A 23,870-nucleotide genomic window follows, 5' to 3' on the forward strand; every position below is an offset into this window, starting at 1 on the left:
GAAAATTGTACTATCTTTAGTACCTGTTTTACTCACGCCTCATAAAATTGTATATGAAACGTCTGCTTTTCGTTCCTCTTGTGCTGGGCCCGGCCAGCTTTTCTGTCACTGCCCAGGAGACAACCGCCCCCAATATCGTATTGATCATGTGCGACGATATGGGATTTTCCGATTTAGGTTGTTACGGGAGCGAAATACAAACACCGCACATAGACAGCCTCGCCAGCCAAGGCATGCATTTCAGCCAATTTAAGAACACGGGGCGAAGCTGCCCCTCTCGGGCCTCGCTTCTGACGGGCCGCTATCAACATCAGGCCGGCATGGGATGGATGACAGCCGTCGACGAACATCGTCCCGGATACAGAGGTCAGATCTCGAAAGAGTATCCTACCATAGCCGAGGTGATGAAAGCCAACGGCTACGGCACATACATGAGCGGCAAATGGCATGTGACGGTCGACGGAGCCTTCGATGCCCCCAACGGCAGCTATCCCGTGCAACGCGGATTCGACCGCTATTACGGTTGCCTCTCGGGAGGAGGCAGTTACTACTCTCCCACGCCGGTATATAACGACTTGACTCCAGTTACCGACTTCCCCGACGACTATTACTATACCACAGCCATATCAGACTCGGCTACCAGCTTTATCCGCCAGCATCCAGCCCAGATTCCCATGTTTCTGTATGTTGCCTACTATGCACCGCACCTCCCCTTGCAAGCTCCGGCCGACCGGGTAGAGAAGTGTATGGAGCGCTACCGGGCAGGCTACGATGTTTTGCGCCGGCAGCGATTCGAGAAACAAAAGGCCATGGGGCTCGTTCCCTCGGATATGGAGTTGCCGGAATACGACCGAGAGTTCGGCGGTAAACGCCCCTCCTGGGAGGAGCTGAGCGAGGATCAACGCCGACAATGGGTACAGGATATGGCCACCTATGCAGCCATGATTGAAATCATGGACGACGGTATAGGCCAAATTGTCGAAGCGTTCCGTGAAAAAGGGACCCTGGAAAATACCATATTCCTGTTCCTTAGCGACAACGGTGCGACCCTGGAGGGCGGCTATCTGGGACAGCTGATGGCCGATCTCTCCAACACGCCTTACCGCAGTTACAAGCAATGGTGCTATCAGGGAGGGACAAGTACCCCCTTTATTTTCACGTTTGGCGATACCGACAAGAACCCCGTAAAGGGTGGCATCTGTCGACAACCGGCTCACATCATCGACCTTCTGCCTACCTGTATGGATTTGGCCTCGGCCATCTATCCCAGCCGACAATTCGACCATGCCCAACTGCCGGGTATCAGCCTGCTGCCGGCTATCGAGGGAAAAGAGATACAACCGCGCACCCTGTTTTTCGAACATCAAAGTTCGTGTGCCGTCATATCGGGACATTGGAAACTGGTACGAAACAACCGGAACGAACCTTGGGAGTTGATTGATCTCGATGCCGATCCGTTCGAACAACACGACCTCTCCACCCGTTTCCCCGAAAAGGTAAAGTCGCTGGAAAACGAATGGAATCGTTGGGCCGAAGCACACCTGGTCCTCCCCCTGGAGGATAAACCGTGGCACGAACGCATCGACTTCTACAAAAATCTAAATGACGACCAAAGCGGTCGCGAAGAGTAGACTCCAGTTGGCTGCTCCGAATGGTCTCCTTCTTTTTCGGGGAGAGGCGGCTCGGCACTGTCAAAGTTGAAAACTGTATTTTCCTTTGCCTCTGCCCTCGCCTTTCACTATATTTCCAGAATACAGGAGGCGGCTCGGCACTGTCAAAGTTGAAAACTGTGTTTTCCTTTGCCTCTGCTCTCGCCTTTCACTATATTTCCAGAATACAGGAGGCGGCTCGGCACTGTCAAAGTTGAAAACTGTGTTTTCCTTTGTCTCTGCTCTCGCCTTTCACTATATTTGTACAGATAAAAAAACGAAACAGACAACGATATGAAATACATTGGAGCTCATGTAAGTGCTTCGGGTGGCGTGGAGAACGCCCCGGTAAACGCACACACCATCGGAGCGAAGGCTTTCGCTCTCTTTACCAAGAATCAACGGCAATGGCAGTCGGCACCCTTGTCGGAGAAGAGTATACAACAGTTCCGCGAGAACTGCGCACAATATGGTTTTGCCCCCGAACACATCCTGCCTCACGACAGCTACCTCATCAACCTGGGACACCCGCAGGCCGAGGGGCTGGAGAAGAGCCGGAAGGCTTTTCTCGACGAGATGCAGCGCTGCGAACAGTTGGGGCTGAAGCTGCTGAACTTCCACCCGGGCAGCCACCTGAAGGAGATTTCGATCGACGAGTGCCTCTCGCGCATCGCCGAGTCGATAAACCTGACGCTCGAAAAGACGCAGGGGGTAACGGCCGTCATCGAGAATACGGCCGGACAGGGCAGCAACGTGGGGTTCCGCTTCGAACATCTGGCTGCCATCATCGACCAGGTGGAGGACAAGAGCCGCGTGGGGGTGTGCATCGACTCGTGCCACGCCTTTGCCGGCGGCTACGACCTGGCTACGCCCGAGGGGTATGAGCAGACGTGGAAAGAGTTTGACCGGATAATCGGATTCAACTATCTGCGGGGCATGCACCTGAACGATGCCAAGAAGGGATTGAACTCGCGCGTCGACCGCCACGACAGTCTGGGGGCCGGCGTGCTGGGCATCGGCTTCTTCGAGCGGCTGATGCAGGACCCGCGTTTCGACAACATCCCCCTCATTCTCGAGACGCCCGACGAGAGCCTCTGGCCGCAGGAGATTGCCCGCCTCTACGAACTGGCTGCCGCCCGATAACGTGCAGCCCCCTATCTGATTGTAGAACTACAAAAACGACTTGAACAATGAAAAAGATAGCTAAAAGTCTGACCGACCTGATTGGGAACACTCCGCTGCTGGAGCTCTCGAACTACAACCGCACACACGGGTTGGAGGCTACGGTCATTGCCAAACTGGAGTATTTCAACCCGGCCGGCAGCGTGAAAGACCGGGTAGCCCTCTCGATGATCAACGATGCTGAACAGCGGGGCATACTGAAACCGCATGCCACCCTCATCGAACCCACGAGCGGCAACACCGGCGTGGGGCTGGCCTTCGTGGCTGCGGCCCGGGGGTACCACCTCATCCTCACCATGCCCGAGACCATGAGCCTCGAGCGTCGCAATCTGCTCAAAGCCCTGGGGGCCGAACTGGTACTCACCCCGGGAGCCGAAGGGATGACGGGTGCCATCAAGAAGGCACAGGAGCTGAACGAGCGCATCGAGGGCAGCGTGATTCTGCAACAGTTCGAAAACCCCGCCAACCCGGCTGCCCACGTAAAGACGACGGCCGAAGAGATATGGCGCGATACCGACGGCGAGGTGGACATATTCGTGGCTGGCGTAGGCACCGGCGGCACGGTGAGCGGCGTGGGCCGGGGGCTGAAGAGCCACAACCCGGCCATCCGCATCGTGGGGGTAGAGCCGGCCGGCTCGCCTGTTCTGTCGGGCGGTAAACCCGGGCCGCACAAGCTGCAAGGCATCGGTGCCGGATTCGTGCCCAAGACCTACGACGCTTCGGTAGTCGACGAGGTTATCGCCGTGACCGACGACGACGCCATCCGCACCAGCCGCGAGCTCACCTCGACCGAGGGGATGCTGGTGGGTATCTCGTCGGGGGCTGCCGCATGGGCCGCTACCCAACTGGCCCAACGCCCCGAGAACCGAGGCAAGAAGATTGTGGTGCTGCTGCCCGACACGGGCGAACGCTACCTCTCGACCGTACTCTACGACTTCGAGGGGTACAAGCTCTAATCCCGGCGGTTGTCCGGGGCAACCCGGGCTACCCATAAGAACATAAGAAACAGAGAGGCCATGGCGCACTCGATTACCGAGCATTGCCATGGCCTTTTCTTATCTCTTTCCTGTATCGTTGCGCAAGCGCTCTGCCCCGGGCTATCTCCCGCTACGGGCAATCATCTCCTGCAAACGGGTGTTGAATACCCCCTCGGCCAAAAGTTGCTCGAGCGAGAGATGCATGCGGTAACGCCAATAGTAGTGCGGGCATGCGGGTATGTTGATGCGCTCCTCGTCGGGGTTCTTGCGGCGCAGGCGGCCATCGATCGAGAGCCAGTCCTGCAAGGGCAGAATAGCCAGCATCGAGGGAGCCGAGAGCGTCAGCTCGACCATGCGCTCGCAAATCCAAGGCTCGCAGGTAGCGGGTGCCTGGCCCGACTCGCCCAGCACCTCGTTGAAGTAGCGCTGCGTGCGCGCGGGATCCTCCTGCCACCACCCTCTGATGCCCGACATGTCGTGGGTCGAGGTGGTACATACCGACCGCACGGGATAGCGGCTCACGTCGCCAAACTCGCAGTTCCACTCCTTGGGCATGCGCTGTATCTCGAGCGAGAGAATCTGCAACTGCTTCATCACCTCGGGCACACAGCCGGGTATCATACCCAGGTCTTCGCCGCAAACCAGCATATCGGTCGAGGCTACGAGCACGGGCAGTTTGCGCAGGGCTTCGGCTTTCCAGAAATCGTTGTGACGCCAGTAAAAGAAATCTTCGTAAAGGCGGTCGAAGCAGGCCTTCTGCTCATCGTCGAGAGCCTGGTAGGCCTGGGTGCGGTTGCCCATAATGCGGGGGTGATAGTATCCCGGCTGGTCGGGGTCTTCGAGGAAGAGCACCTCGTCGAGCAGCTTCAACAGGCCATCGCGAATCAGTACGTTCATCTCGTCGTCGGCCCCCGAAAAATAGTCGACCACCTTGCGCTGGGTATCCATCATCACATTCAGGTCCCAGCGGCCGTTCCCCTTGTCGACCAGGAAGCGCGTCTTCACCTCGTCGGTATAGGCCCCGAAGATGTCGTGCAACGACTCTTCCCGCACATAGGGGACCGTCTGCCACGAAGCATCGAACCGGAATCCCTTCTGCGCCAGCTCGTCGGGCGAGAGCGGCATGGCCGAGTGGAAGTGGCCCAGCAGACCGTGAACGGCATCGAGCGGAATCTCCCAGATGCGGAAGAAACCCAGGATGTGGTCGATGCGGTAGGCATCGAAATAGCGCGACATGTGACGCAAGCGGGCTTTCCACCAGGCATAGCCGTCGCGCGCCATCACCTCCCAGTCGTAGGTGGGGAATCCCCAGTTCTGCCCCTCGATCGAGAAGTCGTCGGGGGGAGCACCCGCCTGACAATTCATGCGGAAGAGATCGGGGTTGACCCACGCGTCGACACTGGTGCGGCTGATGCCGATGGGGATGTCGCCCTTCAGCACCACTCCGGCCCGGTGAGCATAGTCGCGCACCTCGGAGAGCTGCAGGTGCAGGTGATACTGTATGTAGTAGTAGAGGGCAACCGAACGGTACCACGGGCTCCACACGGCACAGTAGTCGGCAATCATCGACTCGTCGTAGCTGGCAAACTCGCCCCAACGGGTGAAGTCGGCCGTCTTGAAACGGTCGCGCAAGCTGCTGAAGGCGGCATAGGGCTGCAACCAGAACTTGTTCTCCTTGAAAAACTGCTTGAACCCCTCGCTCGACAGGGTGTCGTCGCCCTGCTCGTCGAAGAGCAGGTTCAGGTACTCCATCTTGGCGCGGTTCACCCGCTCGTAGTCGACATCGGGCTGCATGTTCAGCTCCCGCTGCAAGGCGTCGAACTGGGCCTGCCGGGCCTCATCGCTCAACCGGCCCACCTCCGAGAGGCGCAGATACTGCGGGTGCAGGGCAAAGGTCGAGTTGGCGTTATAGGGATAGGAGTCGCACCAACTACCCGTCAGGGTGGTATCGTTGACCGGGAGCAGCTGGATAAACGATTGCCCCGTGCGCAGCGCCCAGTCGACCAGATATTTCAGGTCGAGGAACTCGCCCGTACCGAAACCGTAATCGGTACGCAATGAGAATACCGGGATGGCCGTACCAGCCCCTTTCCAGGGACGTTCGGGCCCGTTGAAGAGCAACCCCGACACGACGACTGCCGTCGAAGGCGAGAGCTCCGAATCGGTATATACCCTGTTCGCACCCGTCTCCCACGCCACGACTTCGCGCTGCTGCGTGCGCACCACCACAAACTTGTATTCAAAGGAGGGGCCCAGTTGAGCCGCATCGAGGGTAAGATGCCATTCGGGAAAGTCGGTATCGTCGAGCGCCGGAGCCTGGCTCGGCTCCCAGTTGCCCAGAGCCGGCACACTGCCCACCAGGAGCAACTGCTCGTCGGGGCGCAGCTGCGGAGCGAAGATTTTGAACGTCACCGTACCGGCCGCCGGTACCCCGGGTTGCGGCTGGGGATGCTGACGGAAAAAGATGCCCTGGGTAAATGCCGAAGAGTAGAACGGCAGGTCGGCGGGAGTGTCGCGCCAGCGGTCGAGCAACCGATATTCGGTGGCCTTCTGCCCCGGCACGAAGCGGTGCGGACGGTTCCACTCCCGGCGCACCGAGTCGCCCGACTTGACCAGATAGCGATACTCAAAGGCGGCTATCGTCGCGGGCACCTCGATGGTGTAGCTCCACAGGTCACCGCCGCGGCAATCCATCACCACGGCCCGGCTCTCGTCGCCCGAGCCCAGTTGCTCGGTCTCGCCCGAAAGCATGAGCGACTCGCCCCAACGGGTGTGGTAGTATATCTCAAATGTTATTTTCATGACAATCCTCTTTGTTAAAAATTGGAGTCATAAAGATAGAAAACTTTATACAGAAACCGATACCCGTCGTCCCCCTTTTTCGCGAAAAGTTTTTGATTTAAAATGAATCTTCCCGATTCTGTTTCAGGCAATGCAGGGGCGAATAGCCATACTGCTTCTTGAAGGCTTGTGAGAAGTGCGACCGGTTCTTGAACCCGACCCGATAACAGACATCCTGTGCCGATACGCCCCCTTCGAGAAGCAGCCGCCGGGCCTCCTCGAGCCGCCGCTCCGTAATCCAGCGTTGCGGCGACAGGGTGCTGATTTTGGCAAAATCGCGCTTGAAGGTGGCCAGGCTCCGCCCGGTGTAGGAGGCAAACTCGTCCAGCGTAAGGTCTTCGGTATAGTTGCTCTCCATGAAATCCAGAAGGTCGATTTTCCACGCCTCGTTGAAGTCGAACAAAGTCGGATAGAAACGGTCGTCTATGGCAAGCAGACACATCACGGCCTCGTGCACCTTCAGCCGCAACCACTCGTCGGAAGGTGTCTCGCCGCTATCGGTATAGGGCAGAAACGAGTCGAAGAGGCTCTTCAAGGCAACCGTCCGGGGCAGCACATTCACCGTTTTGCCTATCGGGCCGAGGCCATGCAGCCGCTTGCAGGTGGCAGCCACCCGGTTGTAATACTCCTTCAGCTCCTTGCGGGGCAGAGAGAAATTGATACCCCGGTAGGGATGCCCGTCGAGCGGCTCCTTGGTGACGTTGACCGAGCAGTCGCGGCGGACAAACACGAAGTTGTCGGCCATGACCTCGTCGGTCGTCTCCCGCCCCTCGATAACCAGCTTGCCGGAGCGCACGAAAATAATGGAGTGTGCAGGCATGCGATGCTCCAGGTGCATGTCGTGGGGGATGCTGCAACTCAGCAGGATATTGCCGTAGTTAATCAGATGGTCTATCGTTTCGTTCATGTAGCAAAGATAATACAGAGTTACTTTACACGCTGCATCTTGCGAAATATTTCGGGCATGGCAGCCGGGTTCATCGGTATCATGTCGACCAGGTCGAGTGTCTTGACCATGTGCAGCGTACCCTGCTTGTAGGTCTGGAAATGGGCGGTACCGATGTGATGGCGATAGGCCTCGGGGCTGGCATATATCTCGAGGATGCGCACCTGGCAGGAGTCGCGTTGCTGAATCATGGGGAATATGGCTATTACTCCCGGCTCTTCGCGAACCGAGGTAGCCCCCACCTCCAACGCCGCCTCGAGATAGGCATCCCGGTATTGGGGATAGATCTCTATCTCGGAGATGCGCACCAGCATGGCGGTATCGACCTCGGCCTCGACAACCGACGAACGCTCGGCCAATGCAGTACCCGCCTCGCCCTCCGACGGCAAATCGAAAAGCCGGGCGGCATTCTCGTGCAAGAAGAGATCGGCATAGGCCGACAGCTCCCCATCGGCTTCCAGAGCCTCCTCCAACTGCCGCAGGTTGCGAGTGAGCACCTCGGCCGGCTGGTAGGGATAGTCCGAACCGTACAGGATATGGTCGGGCGTGGTAATGGTGAGCAGAGTGCGGATAACGGCCGGAGAAGCGGCACCGGCCAAATCGTAATAGAGCCGGGAGAGGTTGGCCTCCATATCGACCTCGCCCATCGAGCCGCGAGCCTGCAAGGCCGGCATTATCGCCTTCATGCGAGGAACAGCCAACGGCAGGAACGAGCCGCAATGCGGCACAACCACCTTTACATGAGGATAACGCACCAGCAGGTTGCGTGCCAGCATGTTCATCAGAGCCCGGGTCGTTTCGGCCAAATACTCACAGGCGGCCAGAGGAACCCGCCCGGTCAACGGCTCGTTGACCGGGACCGGCTTGTGCGGATGAATGAGGATGACGGCCCGCCGGCTATCCAACACCTCCATCAGGGGGTCGAGAGCCTCGTCGCCCAGGTATTGCCCCCGGCTGTTGGTCGCCAGTTTCACCCCATCGGCCCCCAGTGTATCGAGGGCATAGATGGCCTCGGCCACGGCCGACTCCACATCGGGCAGAGGGAGGGCAGCACAAAAGCGGAAGCGATCGGGATAGGCCGCTTTCAGTCGGGCACCATATTCGTTACAGGCCCGTATCACCTGCCGGCACTCCTCGCTGTCGCCGAAACTGGGTTGCGGAGCCGGCATCGACAACACCGTGCAGGCAATGCCGGCACTGTCCATAAACGACAAGTGCGAATCGACATCCCAGGCAGGGAGCGGGAACCCCTCTTCCAGCTCGGCATGATGCCGGGCAAGCACCTGCCGATAATCGGGCAGAATGTTGTGGCTATGCACATCGACTACCTGTCGGGCATGGCCGGTGAAATTGCCAATCATAAGGAGAATCACAAGATACAACCACCGTTTCATAGGCCTATGCTTGACTCGCTTCATACTGTTTTCCGGCTTCGGTACAGAGCCCTATGACACTGCCCGTGCGCAGATACTGATAGGTAGGAAACTCGAACAGCACCGGTTTGAGCCGGTTGTAGTCGATTTTATCCCGGTCGTTGAGTATGCTCTCATCGGCATAGGTGTGGGCAATGCTGCAAATAAAGTTTTCGAAACCGTTGCACACATACACATCCTCGACCCGACACTCCATGGTCAAGGGCGATTCGTTCACCATAGGTGTCCCCTCCTCGCCTGCCGTCGACTCGAACAGGGTGCTTTTGTCCTGCTTGTGCCCCGACACGATACCGCAGTAATCGGCTTTCGGCAGCCACTCTTCGGTAACGATATTGACCGACAGCCGGCCACTCTCCTTAATGCCCCGGTTGATGTAGTGCGAGGCATGCAGACTGACAAGCAGCCTGTCGTGAGCCACAATGCCTACATGGGCTACCAGAGTCCACGTGGCTTTTCCCTCTACCTGGGCACCCACCACAACCGCAGGGGTGGGATAAAGTGCCATTGAATTTCCGATATTCTTTTTCATAACGATAAATATATGTTGGTTTTCTGTTGCAAAACTACAGCAGCGAAATTAAAAGCGCGTTAGTTTACGGCTCATTTATCGTTATCGAAAAGCTCAATACTACCGTTACCGAGCTATACGACAACCGTAACTCCCCGAACACGGTCGGTATCCTGCCCTACTCCCGACCGACATCTCCATCCCCCACACCCGGAGAAAGAGCTTCCTCGGGAAAAAACAACCGGGGCGGACCCTTTGCAGAATCCGCCCCGGAGCTTTCATTTCTTATCGTAGGTAACCAAAATTATCCGCAACGCGAAGTACCGCACGAAGTGCAGATGAGGCATCCCTCCTGATAGATGAGGGTCTCGTTACCACAATTCGGACAGGTCTGCCCACTGGCTTTGGTGCCGTTGGGCAGGTATTTCTTCAGAGCGCGCTCTACACCGTTCTTCCAGCTGTTGATCGACTGGCTGTCGAGTTCGAGGCTCGATACCAGCTTGAGCACTTGCGGGATGGGCATGCCGTAGCGAAGTACTCCCGAGATGAGTTTGGCATAGTTCCAATACTCGGGGTTGAACTTGTCGGAGAGTCCCTCGATGGTGGTCTTGTAACCGCGCTTGTTGGAGAACTGGAAGTCGTAACGCTTCGTACCGTCGGGGTTTACGGCCTTCACAATCTTACCCTTCACTACATTCTTGGGGCAGAAGATACCGTCGTCGTCGTCGGCAAGACCGGTGAAGATTTCGTAAGGCTTGCCATCTTTCAGACCCACGAAGGCAATCCACTTCTCCTTGTTGTTCTGGAAGCGAACCACATCGGCCTCGAGCTCGATGGGGCGTACCAGCGTTTCGGCTTGTGCGGGAACCACGGGTTTCTTCTCTTCCTTCTTGGCCGAGATGAGCACACCCGAGCGAGAGCCGTCGCGATAGACCGTACAGCCTTTGCAACCCGAGCGCCAAGCCTCGACATAGAGCTGACCCACCATCTCTTCGCTCACGTCGGAGGGAAGGTTGATGGTAACGCTAATCGAGTGGTCGACCCACTTCTGGATGCGGCCCTGCATGCGCACCTTCTGCAACCAGTCGATGTCGTTGGCCGTAGCCTTATAGTAAGGAGAGCGAGCCACCAGGGCATCGACCTCTTCCTGGCTATAATTCTTTTTCACCTCGATACCGTTTACCTGCATCCAGGTGATGAATTTATGGTGATAAACCACATACTCTTCAAAGGCATCGCCCGTCTCGTCGACATAGTCGATATGTACGGCGGGATCGTTGGGGTTCACCTTGCGGCGACGGCGATAAACCGGCATGAATACCGGCTCGATGCCCGAGGTGGTCTGGGTCATCAGACTCGTAGTACCCGTGGGTGCAATGGTGAGGCAGGCAATGTTGCGACGCCCGTACTTGCACATGTCGGCATAGAGCTCTTCATCTTCGTGTTTCAACCGTTTGATGAAGGGGTTGTTGGTCTCGCGGTCGGCATCGAAAATCGAGAAGGCGCCACGCTCCTTGGCCATCGTCACCGACGAACGGTAAGCGGCCAGTGCCAAAGCCCGATGTACCTTTTCGGAGAAGTCGGTAGCCTCTTCGGTTCCGTAGCGGAAACCCATGGCGGCAATCATATCGCCCTCGGCCGTGGTGCCCACACCGGTACGACGGCCTTGCAGGGTACGTTTCTGTATCTTGTACCACAGGTTGAGCTCGGTGCTCTTCACCTCGTCGGTCTCGGGGTCGGCCTTGATTTTCTCGATAATCTTGTCGATCTTCTCCATCTCAAGGTCGATAATATCGTCCATGATGCGCTGTGCCAGCATCACATGTTTACGGAAGAGGTCGAAGTCGAAATAGGCCTCCGGGGTAAACGGATTGACTACATAGGAGTAGAGGTTGATGGCCAACAGACGGCAGCTGTCGTAGGGACAGAGGGGAATCTCGCCGCAAGGGTTGGTCGATACGGTCTTGAAGCCCAGGTCGGCATAGCAGTCGGGTACCGACTCTCTGATGATGGTATCCCAAAAGAGTACGCCGGGTTCGGCCGATTTCCAGGCATTGTGCACAATCTTTTTCCAAAGGGCTTGCGCGTCGATCTCCTTCGTCACCTTGGGATCGGGCGAGTCGATGGGGAACTGTTGGATGTAGGGCTTGCCTTCGATAGCAGCCTCCATAAAGTCGTCGTGAATCTTCACCGACACGTTGGCACCCGTCACACGTCCCTCGACCATCTTGGCGTCGATGAACGACTCGGAGTCGGGGTGTTTGATCGATACCGAAAGCATCAGCGCACCGCGACGGCCATCCTGAGCCACCTCGCGGGTCGAGTTGGAGTAACGCTCCATAAAGGGTACCAGCCCCGTAGAGGTGAGGGCCGAGTTCTTGACGGGCGAACCTTTGGGGCGGATGTGCGACAGGTCGTGACCTACACCACCGCGACGTTTCATCAGTTGCACCTGCTCTTCGTCGATTTTGATAATGCCGCCGTACGAGTCGGGGGCACCATCGAGCCCAATCACAAAACAGTTGGAGAGCGACCCCACCTGATAGTTGTTACCAATGCCACTCATGGGGCTTCCCTGCGGCACGATGTAGCGGAACGATCTCATCAAATCGAACAGCTCTTGCGACGAAAGCGGGTTAGGATACCGTTGCTCGATACGAGCAATCTCATTGGCGATACGCCAGTGCATATCGTCGGGAGTCTTTTCATAGATATTCCCATACGAATCTTTCAGAGCATATTTGTTTACCCACACACGGGCAGCCAGCTCATCTCCCTTGAAATACTCCAACGACGCCTGATAAGCCTCGTCATAAGTATAAATAGTTGGTTCCACGAGACAAATATTTTTTCTATTATGTTAATTAGTTAATTTTAGACAAAGATTTTTCAGCAGAAAGATTTACGGTGCAAGTTTATAAAAAACATTCTACATACACAAATAATATCATTTTTAAATATCAACAATTTTCAAAGTTTCCCAATTTAAAACGAACAATATTTGATTATCAGATATTTACATTTTCACCTATAACAAAAAGTTTTCCGTTTTTGAAAATCGAGCAATCCACCGAGAGAAGCACAAGGTAAAATCGACATCGTCGACAGTCCTCAATTATTGCCGCTTTCAAGCACTTGCAGGACAAATTCGTGGGCAATCAGCTCAACTACCATACCGCCGTTGTCAAATATTTTCATTATCTTTGCTACTACGAACTTATCACTTCAAATCCCCATTACCTATGATAAAGAGTTTGAAAGAGAGAAGAACGATACGGCAATATCTCGACAAGGAGATAGATGACCGTCTGCTCAACGAACTTCTCGAAACGGCATTTCGTGCCCCCACAACGGGCAACATGCAGGTGTACAGCGTCGTCGTTACCCGCACTCGGGAGAACAAAGAGCGACTGGCTCCGGCCCACTTCAACCAACCTACCGTCACCCACGCGCCGGTGGTACTGACCTTCTGCGCCGACTTTAACCGGTTTGTAAAATGGTGCGAGCTGAACCACGCCCAACCGGGCTACGACAACTTCCAGTCGTTCGTTACGGCAGCCATCGACGCCCTGCTCGTGGCTCAGCAGTTCTGCACCGCAGCCGAGCTTTCGGGTCTGGGCTGCTGCTATCTGGGCACTACCACCTACAACGCTCCCCAGATTGCCGAAGCCCTGCAACTGCCCCGTCTGGTGATCCCCATTACCACCCTCACCGTAGGTTATCCGGCCGACATGCCCGCCCAGGTAGACCGCCTGCCCCTCGAGGCGATTGTTCACCACGAGAGCTACCGCGACTACACGCCCGAGGATATACAGCGCCTCTATGCCGAAAAAGAGAGTCTGCCCGAGAACCGGCAATTCGTAGCCGAGAACCACAAGGAGACTCTGGCTCAGGTATTCACCGACGTGCGCTACACGCGCGAGAACAACGAACTGTTCTCCAAAATCTTCCTCGACTTCATTGTGAAACAGGGCTTCAAAATGCCCGAATAAGAGACGGAGAGAGTTCAACACCCTCCCCTGCAACGATACGAAAGAGGCCCGGAACAACAGCGTTCCGGGCCTCTTTCGTTATTCTGTATCCCTATGGAGGTTATCCTTGTATCCGTTGCTCAATCTCCTCGAGATCGCTCCGCAACTTCTTGTCTACCCCTATCTGTTCGGTGATGGTCTTGCAGGCGTGCAGCACGGTAGCGTGGTCTTTCTTGCCCAGCACGTCGCCGATACCGGCCAGCGAAAGGCTGGTGTATTTCTTGGCCAGGTACATGGACATCTGACGGGCCACAACCACCTCTCTCTTGCGCGTGCGCTCGAGCAGGCGCGAGGTATCCAGGCCGTAATAGCCGCAAACCGCCTCTTTGATGGTATCGATGGTAATCTGCTTCTGCACCATCTTCACGCTGGCAGCCAGCACCTGATCGGCCATTTCGATGGAAATCTCCTTCTTCAAGACGCTCGAACGTACCATGAGCGAAACGATAACCCCCTCGAGGTCGCGCACGTTGTCGGTCACGTTGCGGGCGATGTAGTCGATTACCGACTCGTCGATGGTCAAGCCGTCGCGGTGTACCTTGCTCATGAGAATATCGTAGCGCAACTTGTAGTCGGGACGCTCCACCTCGGCTGTCAAACCCCATTTGAAGCGGGTCAACAGACGCGAAACCATGCCCACCAGCTCGACCGGCGGACGGTCGCAGGTGAGTACCAGTTGCTTGTTGCTCTGATGCAAATGGTTAAAGATGTGGAAGAAGGTATTCTGGGTCTGGGTCTTCCCGGCAAACTCCTGAATATCGTCCATCAACAGTACGTCGATGCTTTGATAGAAGCCGATAAAGTCGTTCACGCGATTGTTGCGCACGGCATCGGTATACTGCACCAGAAAGTCGTGAGCCGACAGGTAAAGCACCCGTTTGGCCGGCATGTTCTCTTTGATGCGCAAACCTATGGCCTGAATCAAGTGGGTCTTTCCCACCCCCGACTCACCGAAGAGAAACAAGGGGTTGAAGGTATTGCGACCGGGATTCTCGGCAATCGATTCGGCAGCCGCACGCGCCAACATGTTGCTTGCCCCCTGATAATAACTTTCAAAAGTGTAAATCGGGTTCAGACGGGGGTCGAGCTCATCGTATACGCGTTGTTTGAACGGGTCCAAAAGGTCGGGCATCGCCTGCTGCATTTTCTTGACAGCGGTCGACTTGGTCGTAGCAGAGAGGTCGACCGTAGCCTCGGGCTGACGGACAATCTGCACACGATACACCAACTTGACGTTTGCCCCATAGATGCGAGGCAAAACCTTTTTCAGCAGGTTGAGGTAGTGCTCCTCGATCTGCTCTATCACGAAATGTGAAGGGACAAGCAAAGTCAACACATTATCGCCATCAACACCCAACGAAGTAATCGGCTTGAACAGACTCTCAAACGCCTCGGGGGCTATGTTGTCTTTGATAATTGTTAGACATTGGTCCCACAACTGAACATGTTGTTCTGAACCCATTTTATGTAAATCTTCTATCAAAAAACTTTTGCGTGTACAAAATTCAAATTATTTTTCCGCAAAAACAAATCGCAAAATATTTGCTTTTTACATTTCAGTTACAAACGGTTGATTTCAAAGTTCTTATAAAATATCGTCTCTCGAGATATTTTTTCCGTTTTCACAATCTATCATCACTTTATCTTTCAAGCGATTACAAACCTTTATATGTTTTTCGGCACATTTCCAGCACCTCTCTCCCATTGGGTAAACACACCCCTATAAGGGTAGCTTTGGGAATATTACAAAAAAATTGCAGATTCCTCCTTATTTATATCGATTCTAAATAAGGAAAATCTGTTACTCTTCTCAGAACAGCGAGAAGTGTACATATCGCTTGGGATTAAGCCGCAAGTCGATCATGAGCGAATCGACACTGCCCAGCACACCATTGGCCCGATCGTAAAGCCCCCGGTCGTTCAACAACAGCCCCAGACTGTTGTCGGGCGAGGTAAGCCGCGAGGTGATTTGCTGCAGATTGTAACTGGTCTTCTGCACCGATGCCATGGTCGACTGCAACGGCAGCGCATTGAGGGTATCGGAGAATTGGTTGATCTGCGCCGTAATGCCCTGCACGTTGTCGAGTATCACGGGGACATCGTTTTGCATCATGCCCGAGAGTTGTACCGACGAGCGTTCCAGATTGGCCGTAATGCGATCGAGCCGTTTTACCGACGAGACCAGAGCCGGATCGTTGACCAGGGTTTGCAACCCCGACAAGATGCTGTCGAGTTTGGGCAACAACACGACAACCTGGGGCAGCAGCTCGCTCTGGAGGCTCTGCATCAGCCCCGACTTCACTTCGCCCTGCAGCAAGGCTCCGTGCTCGTAGTATTCGCTCACGTGGGGATTCAGGTCGATTACCACCGACGAGGTTCCCAACATATCGGTCTCGAGGTAGACCCGGCTGTCGACCGGAATCTTCAGTTTCTTATCGAGATTCAACAGTACCTTGATGGTCTGATTCGTGTCGTAGTCGTACACAATCTCCTGCACGAGCCCCACCTTGTAGCCGTCGATCATCACCGGGGCCGACTGGGCCAACCCGCCCACGCTGGGGAACTGCACATAATAGTAATTAGAGGGTTTCATCACGTTGATGCCCTTCAAATAGTTGATGCCTACATACAGAATGAGGATGCTAATCAGCACCGAGAGGGCAATCTTTGCTTCTTTTCCAAACCACTTTTTCATATTATTCTTTTTAGTTGGGCGATCGTCTTGTTTCTCACTTTACACGCTTTCCGTCACGGAACTGGATGATAAAGGCATCGCGAAACAACGATTTCACCTTTTTATATTGTTGCTGTATACCATTTCGATCGGTCGATTTCCCATAGGTGTATTTATACATGCTCCCCTCTTTGTAGCATTCGACAGGCGAGAGGCCTTTGAACTCCTTGGAGTTGGCCGGCAACTTGCGGGGGAGCGCCATAAACTGCACCTTGTAATAGGTAACACCCGAGGCGTCGTCTTGTTCGGCCTTGCCGGTTTGAGTTTTGGCGGGGGCCGGTTTCTCTACTTCGGCAGGTGCAGGAGCCGGAGCAGGAGCCGGAGTCGACGAGGTGACCGCAGGGGCCGAACCCTTGCGCGAGTTTTGCTTGCGATCGTAATCCGATTTGTATTTGACAAAGGCATTGTAAATGGCCTGGGCCATCTTGGTCTGCCCGCTCTCCGAGGTGAGGAACCGCTCTTGCGTGGGGTTGCAGATGAAGTCGAGCTCGACCAGAACCGCCGGCATGCCGGTCTTGGCCAGCACCCAGAATCCGGCCTGCCGCACCCCGCGGTCCACGCGGTTGGCTACCGATACAAACTCGTGCTGTATGTCCGAGGCAAAGTTGATGCTCTGCTCCATATGCTTGTACTGCATGAATTCAAAGATAATGTACGACTCGGTCGAGTTGGGGTCGAACCCTTCGTAACGGGTAGAGAAATCGTTCTCGAGATAGATAACCGAGTTCTCACGCTTGGCCACCTCGAGGTTCTCTTTGCTGCGGTGCAGACCCAGCGTCCAGGTAGAGGCACCGGCCACGGTCTTGCGGTTGGGCGATTTCTTGTCGATCGAGTTGGTGTGTATCGAGATGAAGAGGTCGCCCTCCACCCGGTTGGCCTTATCGGCCCGCTCCTGCAAGGTGAGGTAGACATCCTTGTCGCGGGTATAGACCACCTTCACCCCCGGCACATTGTTGGCCACCATGCGCCCCAGCTTCAGGGCTACCCCCAGGTTGATGTCCTTCTCCTTGGCCTTGTTGCCAAGGGCACCCGCGTCGCGCCCTCCGTGACCGGCATCGATGACCAGCACGAAGTCTTTGGCCGAAACGACCGAGAGCCCGAGCACAAATGCAAAAAGGAGGGAGAGCACCCGCGTAAAGCAATATGAATGTTTCATAAACCAGTATCTGCTATCATTAACACAAGACCCGGCCCCGCCGGAATCCTGACAAATTGCCAAACAGGCGGCGTACCATCCGGGCCTATTTCGCAGTTTCAAATGCAAAGGTATAAATAAAGCTCGAAAAAGATGTCAATTTCAAGGAGATTTATTGCCTTATACTCAAATCGTAAAACTGGATTCGCACCGATGGCTTTCTCGAAAGAAAAAAGTATTTTTGCAAAAGCGAGACAAAAAGCGTGTATATGATACGACACCTGAAACAAAACAGCTATGCCATGGCGATATGCCTGCTGACGGCGGCCTTCATCGCCTGCAACGGAAAAGCTTCGGAGGCCCGGAGCTCCGTAACCCGACACCCCGTGACCATCGAACGGTTCGACCGCGAACTCCCGGCCTACGTGCAACAGACCGACACCGCCGCGGCGGCCGGCTTCAGGGAGAAATACGCCCCCTTCTTCTCCGTCTACTGCCGGCAGATTCTGGGGCTGGGCGATGCTCCCGACTTCCGCGAGGGGCTGAACCTGTTTCTCACCCACGAAGCCATTGCCCAACTCTATGCCGATACCGAGTCGCACTTCGCCAGCGACACCGCCTGGATTGCCGCCCTGCAACAGGGCTTCGACCGGTACAGCGAGCTCTTTCCGCAGGCACCGCGTCCCCGCCTGCTCACCCATGTGTCGGGGCTGAACCAGTCGATTGTTACGGTCGACTCGCTGCTCTCCATCTCGCTCGACTGCTACCTGGGGGCCGACTACCCGCTCTACGAACAACGCTATTATATATATGAACGGGGGCTGCACGAGAGCGGCCGCATAGCCTACGACGCTCTGGAGGTGTGGCTGCGCACCCGCTACCCCTACGAATCGAAACGCAATGCTCTGCTCGACCGCATGGTCTACGAGGGGAAGATTCTCTATGCCCTCGCCTCGATATTCCCCGAGGCCGACGAATACCGCCTGCTGGGCTACACCGACGAGCAGGCGCAGTGGTGCCAGACCAACGAGGCCGAAATCTGGCACCAGGTGGTGAGCAAGAAGCACTTGTTCAACACCGAGTCGATGCTCATCCACAAATATGTGGAACCGGCCCCCTTCGTGGCCGTGCTGCATCAGGACTCACCGGGCCGGCTGGGCCGCTGGATCGGCTACCAGATAGTCAAGCGATATGCCCAGGAGAAGAAGAGAAGTGCGGCCGAACTGCTGACCTCGCCCGACGATGCCGGCGAGATATTGGCCGAATCGAAATACAACGGATAAACTGAAACGATAGCTATGAACCACGTATACGGACTGGTGGGGTATCCCTTGGGACACTCGTTTTCCCGCTCGTTTTTCCACGCGAAATTCGAACGTGAGGGGATAGCGGCCACCTACGAAAACTTCGAGATGCCCGACCTCTCGACTCTGCGGCAACTCATTGCCGACCGCCGGGAGCTCTGCGGGCTGAATGTAACGATACCCTATAAGACGGAGGTTATCGCGCTGCTCGACGAGCTGGACCCGCAGGCCCGCGCGATTGGGGCCGTCAACGTCATACAGATAACCCGGCAACCCGACGGCCGCGTATGGCTCAAAGGCTACAACAGCGACATCATCGGGTTCACCCAATCGATTGCCCCGCTCATCGACGAGGGCATGCAACGGGCACTCATCCTGGGAACGGGCGGCGCCTCGAAAGCGGTCTATGCCGGACTGAAGTCGCTGCACATCGAGCCTGCCTTCGTCTCGCGGCAACGGCGCGGCGACATCATCGCCTACGACGACCTCACCCCCGAGCGGATGGCTTCCCACCGCATCATCGTCAACACCACGCCGGTGGGCATGTATCCCCACACCGACGAGGCTCCCCGCATCCCCTACGAATGCCTTACCCCCGAGCACCTCTGCTACGACCTCATCTACAACCCCGAGGTGACCCGCTTTCTCGAGTTGGCGGCCCGCCAGGGGTGCAAGATCAAAAACGGTACCGAGATGCTGCACCTGCAGGCCCTGGCCGCCTGGGATATTTGGAATCGATAACGCCATAAGCCCCTCCACCATGATAGACTTCAGACTAAAAGTTTTTTGCAGCGTAGCCCACAACCTCAGTTTTACCAAAGCCTCGAAAGAGCTGTATGTGAGCCAACCGGCCATCAGCAAGCACATCCAGGAGCTCGAGGCCGAGTACAGCACGCGACTGTTCGAGCGGATGGGTACCCACATTACCCTCACCCCCGAGGGTGAACTGCTGCTCTCGCATGCCGAGAAGATACTCGCCCACTACAAGCAGCTCGACTTCGAGATGAACCTGCTCACCCAGCGCCACATGGGCGAACTGCGACTGGGTGCCAGCACCACCATCGCCCAGTATGTGCTACCCTCCTATCTGGCTACGTTCAGCCAGAAGTTCAAGCAGATAAAGCTGTCGCTCGTCAACGGGAACACCCGTGCCATCGAGCGGGCCGTCGAAGAGAACCGCATAGACCTGGGGCTCATCGAAGGGGTGAGCCGCCAGCCCCACCTGCACTACACCCCGTTCATGCGCGACGAGCTGGTGTGCATAGCCAGCACCCGCAGCAAGCTGGCGCGGTACGACGAGGTTTCGCTCGACCAGCTGCGGCAACTGCCGCTGGTCATTCGCGAGAGCGGCTCGGGCAGCCTCGAGGTCTTTGAAAAGGCGCTGGCGCAAAAGCAGCTGAAGCTGTCGCAATTCAACATTGCCATGCAGTTGGGCACGACCGAGGGCATCAAACGGTTCCTCTACAACACCGACAGTGTGGGCATGATGTCGATACAGGCGGTTTCGACCGAGATTGCCGACGGTCGGCTGAAGGTAATCGAGATTGCCGATTTCACCTGCGAGCGGGAGTTCTGCTTCGTCCAGAATGCCGGACAGAACGGCGGCCTCGCCTCGGACTTCATGCGCTACATGACCCGCCGATTCTAAGCGAACACGGGTGCTTTTACACCGCTCGCCTACCTTGTCTGACACACCGAAAAACATACTGCCATGACCCGAAATCCCCTGTCGGCTGCCCGTACTCCATTCATTCGACTGCTGCTCCCGCTGCTGGCGGGAATCGTGGGGCAGGCCCTGCTGCATCTCCCCTTGTGGGGCTGTCTGTTGCCGGGGCTGGGCGGACTCGTGCTGTGGGGGTTGCAGACCAAGCGGGGCACCATCGAGGAGCAATACCGCAAGCGCGAATTCTTCGGGTGGGGACTCTTCCTGATTCTCCTATCGGCAGGAGCCACCCTGCACTACCTGCAACAACGCCCCTACCGGCTGCCCGAGGGCTTCTATCCCATAGCCGTCGCCCACATCGACCACAAAGCGGTCGAGAAAGAGGGGGCCTACTACTGCCCCGCCTCGATTACCGGGTTGGTCGATACCCTGGGCCACACGGTACCCTATCGCGAAAAGGTGGCTCTCTACTTCGAAAAGAGTCTGTCGGCCGGCCGGCTCGACTACGGCGACCGGGTAGTTTTTGAATTTCGACTGCGCCCCATTGCCGGGATTGGGAACCCGGGCGACTTCGACCGGGCCACCTTCATGCGCTACCAGGGCATCGCCCGCAACCAATACCTTGCCGACGAGCGATGGCGGTACATCGGCCACGAACCCCGCTCGGAATTTCGGGCCTGGGCAGCCATGCAGCAAACCGCACTCGCCCACCGCATCGACACCTGCCACCTCGCGCCCCACAGCGCCCTGCTGCTGAAAACCCTTCTGCTGGGCGACCGAGCCGATTTTCCGCCCGACCTGCGACAGTCGTTCTCGGCCTCGGGACTCTCGCACATACTGGCCGTAAGCGGGCTGCACATGGGAGTCATTGCCTCGCTGGTCTACCTGCTGCTCTTCCCCCTGGCCTGGAGCGAGACGGGCCGCAAGTTACGCCCCCTGCTCACGCTGCTCGTGTTGTGGATTTATGCCTGCATCACGGGGTTGTCCCCCTCGGCCGTGCGGGCCAGCATCATGGCGTCGTTCCTGTTGACAGCCGAGTTTCTGGAACGACGTAACAGTTCGCTCAATGCCCTGTTTGCCGCCGCCTTCTTCATGCTGCTCTACGACACCCGCCTCGTGTTCGATGCCGGATTCCAGATGAGTTTCGCCGCCGTCGCCGCCATCCTGCTCTTCTACCGCCGACTAAACGTCGGGGGAAAGTCGCCCTACCGCCTCGTGCGCTGGGCGAGTTCGTGTACGGCCGTGTCGATAGCCGCACAAGCGGGCGCCCTGCCCATCGCCATCTACTACTTCCACACCCTGCCCCTGCTCTTTCTGGTTGGCAATCTGGTGGTACTGCCGCTCCTGCCCGTCATCTTCGGGCTGGCCCTGCTCATGCTGCTGCTCACCGCCCTGCATCTGCCCTACCTCTGGCTGGCAACCGCCACCGACCTGCTGCTGCGATTTATCGAAGGGCTGAGTCTCGCCATCGACCACCTGCCGGGCAGCCACCTCGAGGGGGTGTGGCTGGAACCCCGCTACCTGTGGGGCTACTTTATCGGGGGAATCCTCATCTACCTGACGGTGAAGCGGCGTTCGAAGCGACTGCTCGGGCTTACGCTGGGGGCCGCCATTCTCTTTCTGGCTGCCGACCTGGCTACCCATCGGGCTCCATGCCCTGAAATAGTAGTCTATGAAGACCCCCAATCGACCGTGGTGCAACTGAGCGACCGGGGACACTGCTACCTGTTACTACCCGATACCTTGCCGGTCGAGGGGCCACTGCCCGGCGAGCCCTATCGCCAACAAAACGGCTACGCAAGCTACACCCTGATACAACCGGGGACCACTCCGGTCGAAGGGCCGCAGCTCCTTGTCGACTATCCCTTTGCCCTCTTTCACGGCAAACGGCTGCTCCTGCTCGACACCCCCGGCCGGAAGGGCTCCGACACCCAACTACCAGGCGAACGGCTGTCGATCGACTATGCCGTGGTCGACCGGCAATTCGACGGACGACTGGCCGACGTGGTCCGGCTCTTCGACATCGGACAGGTTATCATCGGGGCCAACGTGCATCCGTCGCGGGCCCGCCTGTGGCTGAACGACTGCTACAAGCAGGGCATCGCCTGCCACGACGTGCGCACGGAGGGAGCCTGGACATACAGACCCGCACGCTGACCGAAGTCCCCGGGTAGCACCTCTCTCAAAGAGAGATAAACGACCGGCCATCCAACCGCCCCAACCCTATTCAGCCTGGCCTCCCGACCCGGCAAAAAGAGAGGGGCCGCGACTCGAACGAGTCACAGCCCCTTGGTTTATCTGTTCGCCGTGCGATGGAATCGCACCTGATCGATACCTTGGTTTATTTGCTTTCGGCCTTGTCGGCAGCAGCCTCCTTTTCAGGTTCGGCATCGGCCTTCTTCTCCTCTACGAAATCGGTGTTGCCCGTCTCGACCAGCAGGTTGTACCAGCTGATGAGTTTCTTGATGTCGGTTACATACACTCTCTCGCGATCGAAGTTGGGGAGCACGTCGGCCAGATAGGCACGCAGCGCCTCGGCATCGGCTTTCTTCGTATCGAGCGACACTTTGCCACCGTTTTCTTTCTTCTTGATCGATTCCAATACTTCGCCCAGAGGCACATCGTCTTCGTCGGTAAAGATGGCGATGTCGCCCAGCGAGATGATTTTTTCATGGGCATAGGCAGGCAGACGTTTACCGGTTTGCAAAGATTCGACAATCAGCATATTCTTGGCTTGAGATACCAACTTATACAAACCCGGTTTCCCAGAGATAGATAAAATCGTTTTCAACATAAAAATTGGTGTTTTATATTTAATGACTTAATCAATTTGTCGTGCAAAAATAATATACTTGTCGGGTTTAACCGATTTATCGGGCGAAATTTTTTCTCACCGCGGCTCTTCCAAGAGCGAGAGCACGGCGGCAATGAGCGACTGCCGCCCATCGTTATAGAGAATGTGGGTGGCCCGACGGCGGCGCTCCTCCTCGTCCATCTGCGAGGCCATGCGGCGGCGCACCTCGTCGGCCGTGAGTCCGCTACGCTGCTGCACTCGCTCGATGCGCAACGCTTCGGGAGCGGTTACCAACCACACCTCGTCGACCAGACGGTCGAGCTGCGACTCGTAGAGGATGGCCGACTCGACGAAACAGAGCTCGTCGGGACGACTGTGGCTCCAGCGGTCGAAATCGGCCCGCACGGCAGGGTGCACGATGGCGTTGAGCCGGGCTACCCGGTCGGGGTGACCGAAGGCCCGCGAGGCGAGCAACGGACGGTTCAGGGAACCGTCGGTGTAGACATCGTCGCCAAAAGCTTCGGCTATCTGCCGTTTCAATTCGGGCGAGGTGTTCATCAGGCGCCGGGCCTCCGAATCGGTATCGTACACTCGGTAACCCATCACCCGCAGCAAGTTCGAGACAACCGACTTGCCGCTGCCTATGCCACCTGTAATTCCTATTCGTTTCATA

At 56.6% G+C, this 23,870-nt stretch carries 18 protein-coding genes; 8 read left to right on the forward strand and 10 right to left on the reverse strand.

Annotated features, from left to right (window positions below):
• Nucleotides 1-53 precede the first annotated feature (53 nt).
• The 3 genes from B5F38_RS01780 (at nucleotide 54) to cysK (ending at nucleotide 3,787) form a co-directional block, all read left to right on the forward strand.
• Nucleotides 54-1,631 carry an arylsulfatase gene (locus tag B5F38_RS01780; protein WP_087407597.1) on the forward strand — a complete coding sequence of 526 codons (1,578 nt, stop codon included), beginning with the start codon at nucleotides 54-56 and terminating at the stop codon, nucleotides 1,629-1,631.
• Nucleotides 1,632-1,943: 312 nt separating this feature from the next.
• Nucleotides 1,944-2,792 carry a deoxyribonuclease IV gene (nfo, locus tag B5F38_RS01785; RefSeq protein WP_087407598.1) on the forward strand — a complete coding sequence of 283 codons (849 nt, stop codon included), beginning with the start codon at nucleotides 1,944-1,946 and terminating at the stop codon, nucleotides 2,790-2,792.
• A gap of 47 nt (nucleotides 2,793-2,839) precedes the next feature.
• Nucleotides 2,840-3,787, forward strand: a complete 948-nt coding sequence (cysK, locus tag B5F38_RS01790; RefSeq protein ID WP_087407599.1) for a cysteine synthase A — start codon at nucleotides 2,840-2,842, stop codon at nucleotides 3,785-3,787.
• Nucleotides 3,788-3,928: 141 nt separating this feature from the next.
• Here cysK and B5F38_RS01795 read toward each other — a convergent pair whose 3' ends face one another.
• From B5F38_RS01795 to B5F38_RS01815, 5 genes are all read right to left on the reverse strand, one after another.
• On the reverse strand, nucleotides 3,929-6,610 hold the full coding sequence (locus tag B5F38_RS01795; RefSeq protein ID WP_087407600.1) for a 4-alpha-glucanotransferase: 2,682 nt from the start codon (nucleotides 6,608-6,610) through the stop codon (nucleotides 3,929-3,931).
• Nucleotides 6,611-6,707: 97 nt separating this feature from the next.
• Complete coding sequence (locus B5F38_RS01800) at nucleotides 6,708-7,556, reverse strand: helix-turn-helix domain-containing protein (RefSeq protein WP_087407601.1); 849 nt, start codon at nucleotides 7,554-7,556, stop codon at nucleotides 6,708-6,710.
• Between the two features lie 20 nt (nucleotides 7,557-7,576).
• On the reverse strand, nucleotides 7,577-8,989 hold the full coding sequence (locus B5F38_RS01805) for an amidohydrolase family protein (protein WP_087407602.1): 1,413 nt from the start codon (nucleotides 8,987-8,989) through the stop codon (nucleotides 7,577-7,579).
• 4 nt (nucleotides 8,990-8,993) lie between these two features.
• A complete protein-coding gene (locus B5F38_RS01810) occupies nucleotides 8,994-9,557 on the reverse strand; it encodes a flavin reductase family protein (RefSeq protein ID WP_087407603.1) in 564 nt (187 codons plus the stop codon).
• Between the two features lie 283 nt (nucleotides 9,558-9,840).
• Entirely contained in the window at nucleotides 9,841-12,372 is a 2,532-nt protein-coding gene (locus B5F38_RS01815; protein WP_087407604.1) for an adenosylcobalamin-dependent ribonucleoside-diphosphate reductase, read from the reverse strand.
• Nucleotides 12,373-12,778: 406 nt separating this feature from the next.
• On the opposite strand from B5F38_RS01815, the gene B5F38_RS01820 reads away from it, so the two are divergent.
• Nucleotides 12,779-13,528, forward strand: a complete 750-nt coding sequence (locus tag B5F38_RS01820) for a nitroreductase family protein (RefSeq protein WP_087407605.1) — start codon at nucleotides 12,779-12,781, stop codon at nucleotides 13,526-13,528.
• Between the two features lie 100 nt (nucleotides 13,529-13,628).
• On the opposite strand, the gene dnaA is transcribed toward B5F38_RS01820, so the two are convergent.
• The 3 genes from dnaA to B5F38_RS01835 all read right to left on the reverse strand — a co-directional run bounded on the left by dnaA (nucleotide 13,629) and on the right by B5F38_RS01835 (nucleotide 17,457).
• On the reverse strand, nucleotides 13,629-15,029 hold the full coding sequence (gene dnaA, locus B5F38_RS01825) for a chromosomal replication initiator protein DnaA (protein ID WP_087407606.1): 1,401 nt from the start codon (nucleotides 15,027-15,029) through the stop codon (nucleotides 13,629-13,631).
• 348 nt (nucleotides 15,030-15,377) lie between these two features.
• Complete coding sequence (locus tag B5F38_RS01830) at nucleotides 15,378-16,262, reverse strand: MlaD family protein (RefSeq protein WP_087407607.1); 885 nt, start codon at nucleotides 16,260-16,262, stop codon at nucleotides 15,378-15,380.
• 34 nt (nucleotides 16,263-16,296) lie between these two features.
• Nucleotides 16,297-17,457, reverse strand: a complete 1,161-nt coding sequence (locus B5F38_RS01835) for an N-acetylmuramoyl-L-alanine amidase (RefSeq protein WP_087407608.1) — start codon at nucleotides 17,455-17,457, stop codon at nucleotides 16,297-16,299.
• 248 nt (nucleotides 17,458-17,705) lie between these two features.
• Here B5F38_RS01835 and B5F38_RS01840 point away from each other — a divergent pair, with 248 nt between their 5' ends.
• From B5F38_RS01840 to B5F38_RS01855, 4 genes are all read left to right on the forward strand, one after another.
• On the forward strand, nucleotides 17,706-18,719 hold the full coding sequence (locus B5F38_RS01840) for a DUF2268 domain-containing putative Zn-dependent protease (protein ID WP_087407609.1): 1,014 nt from the start codon (nucleotides 17,706-17,708) through the stop codon (nucleotides 18,717-18,719).
• A 15-nt stretch (nucleotides 18,720-18,734) separates the two neighbouring features.
• A complete protein-coding gene (locus tag B5F38_RS01845) occupies nucleotides 18,735-19,481 on the forward strand; it encodes a shikimate dehydrogenase (RefSeq protein ID WP_087407610.1) in 747 nt (248 codons plus the stop codon).
• A 19-nt stretch (nucleotides 19,482-19,500) separates the two neighbouring features.
• Nucleotides 19,501-20,388: a LysR family transcriptional regulator gene (locus B5F38_RS01850; RefSeq protein ID WP_087407611.1), complete on the forward strand. Its 888-nt coding sequence runs from the start codon at nucleotides 19,501-19,503 to the stop codon at nucleotides 20,386-20,388.
• Nucleotides 20,389-20,451: 63 nt separating this feature from the next.
• Complete coding sequence (locus tag B5F38_RS01855) at nucleotides 20,452-22,560, forward strand: ComEC/Rec2 family competence protein (RefSeq protein WP_087407612.1); 2,109 nt, start codon at nucleotides 20,452-20,454, stop codon at nucleotides 22,558-22,560.
• Nucleotides 22,561-22,744: 184 nt separating this feature from the next.
• Here the strand turns inward: B5F38_RS01855 and B5F38_RS01860 are convergent, their stop codons facing one another.
• Both B5F38_RS01860 and coaE read right to left on the reverse strand, forming a co-directional pair.
• A complete protein-coding gene (locus B5F38_RS01860; RefSeq protein WP_087407613.1) occupies nucleotides 22,745-23,197 on the reverse strand; it encodes a DUF5606 domain-containing protein in 453 nt (150 codons plus the stop codon).
• Between the two features lie 96 nt (nucleotides 23,198-23,293).
• The gene (gene coaE, locus B5F38_RS01865) at nucleotides 23,294-23,869 is read right to left on the reverse strand and encodes a dephospho-CoA kinase (RefSeq protein ID WP_087407614.1); all 576 of its coding nucleotides are present in this window, start codon (nucleotides 23,867-23,869) and stop codon (nucleotides 23,294-23,296) included.
• Nucleotide 23,870 lies beyond the last annotated feature (1 nt).

The organism is Barnesiella sp. An22 (genome assembly GCF_002159975.1).
Taxonomy (GTDB): Bacteria; Bacteroidota; Bacteroidia; order Bacteroidales; family Barnesiellaceae; genus Barnesiella; species Barnesiella merdigallinarum.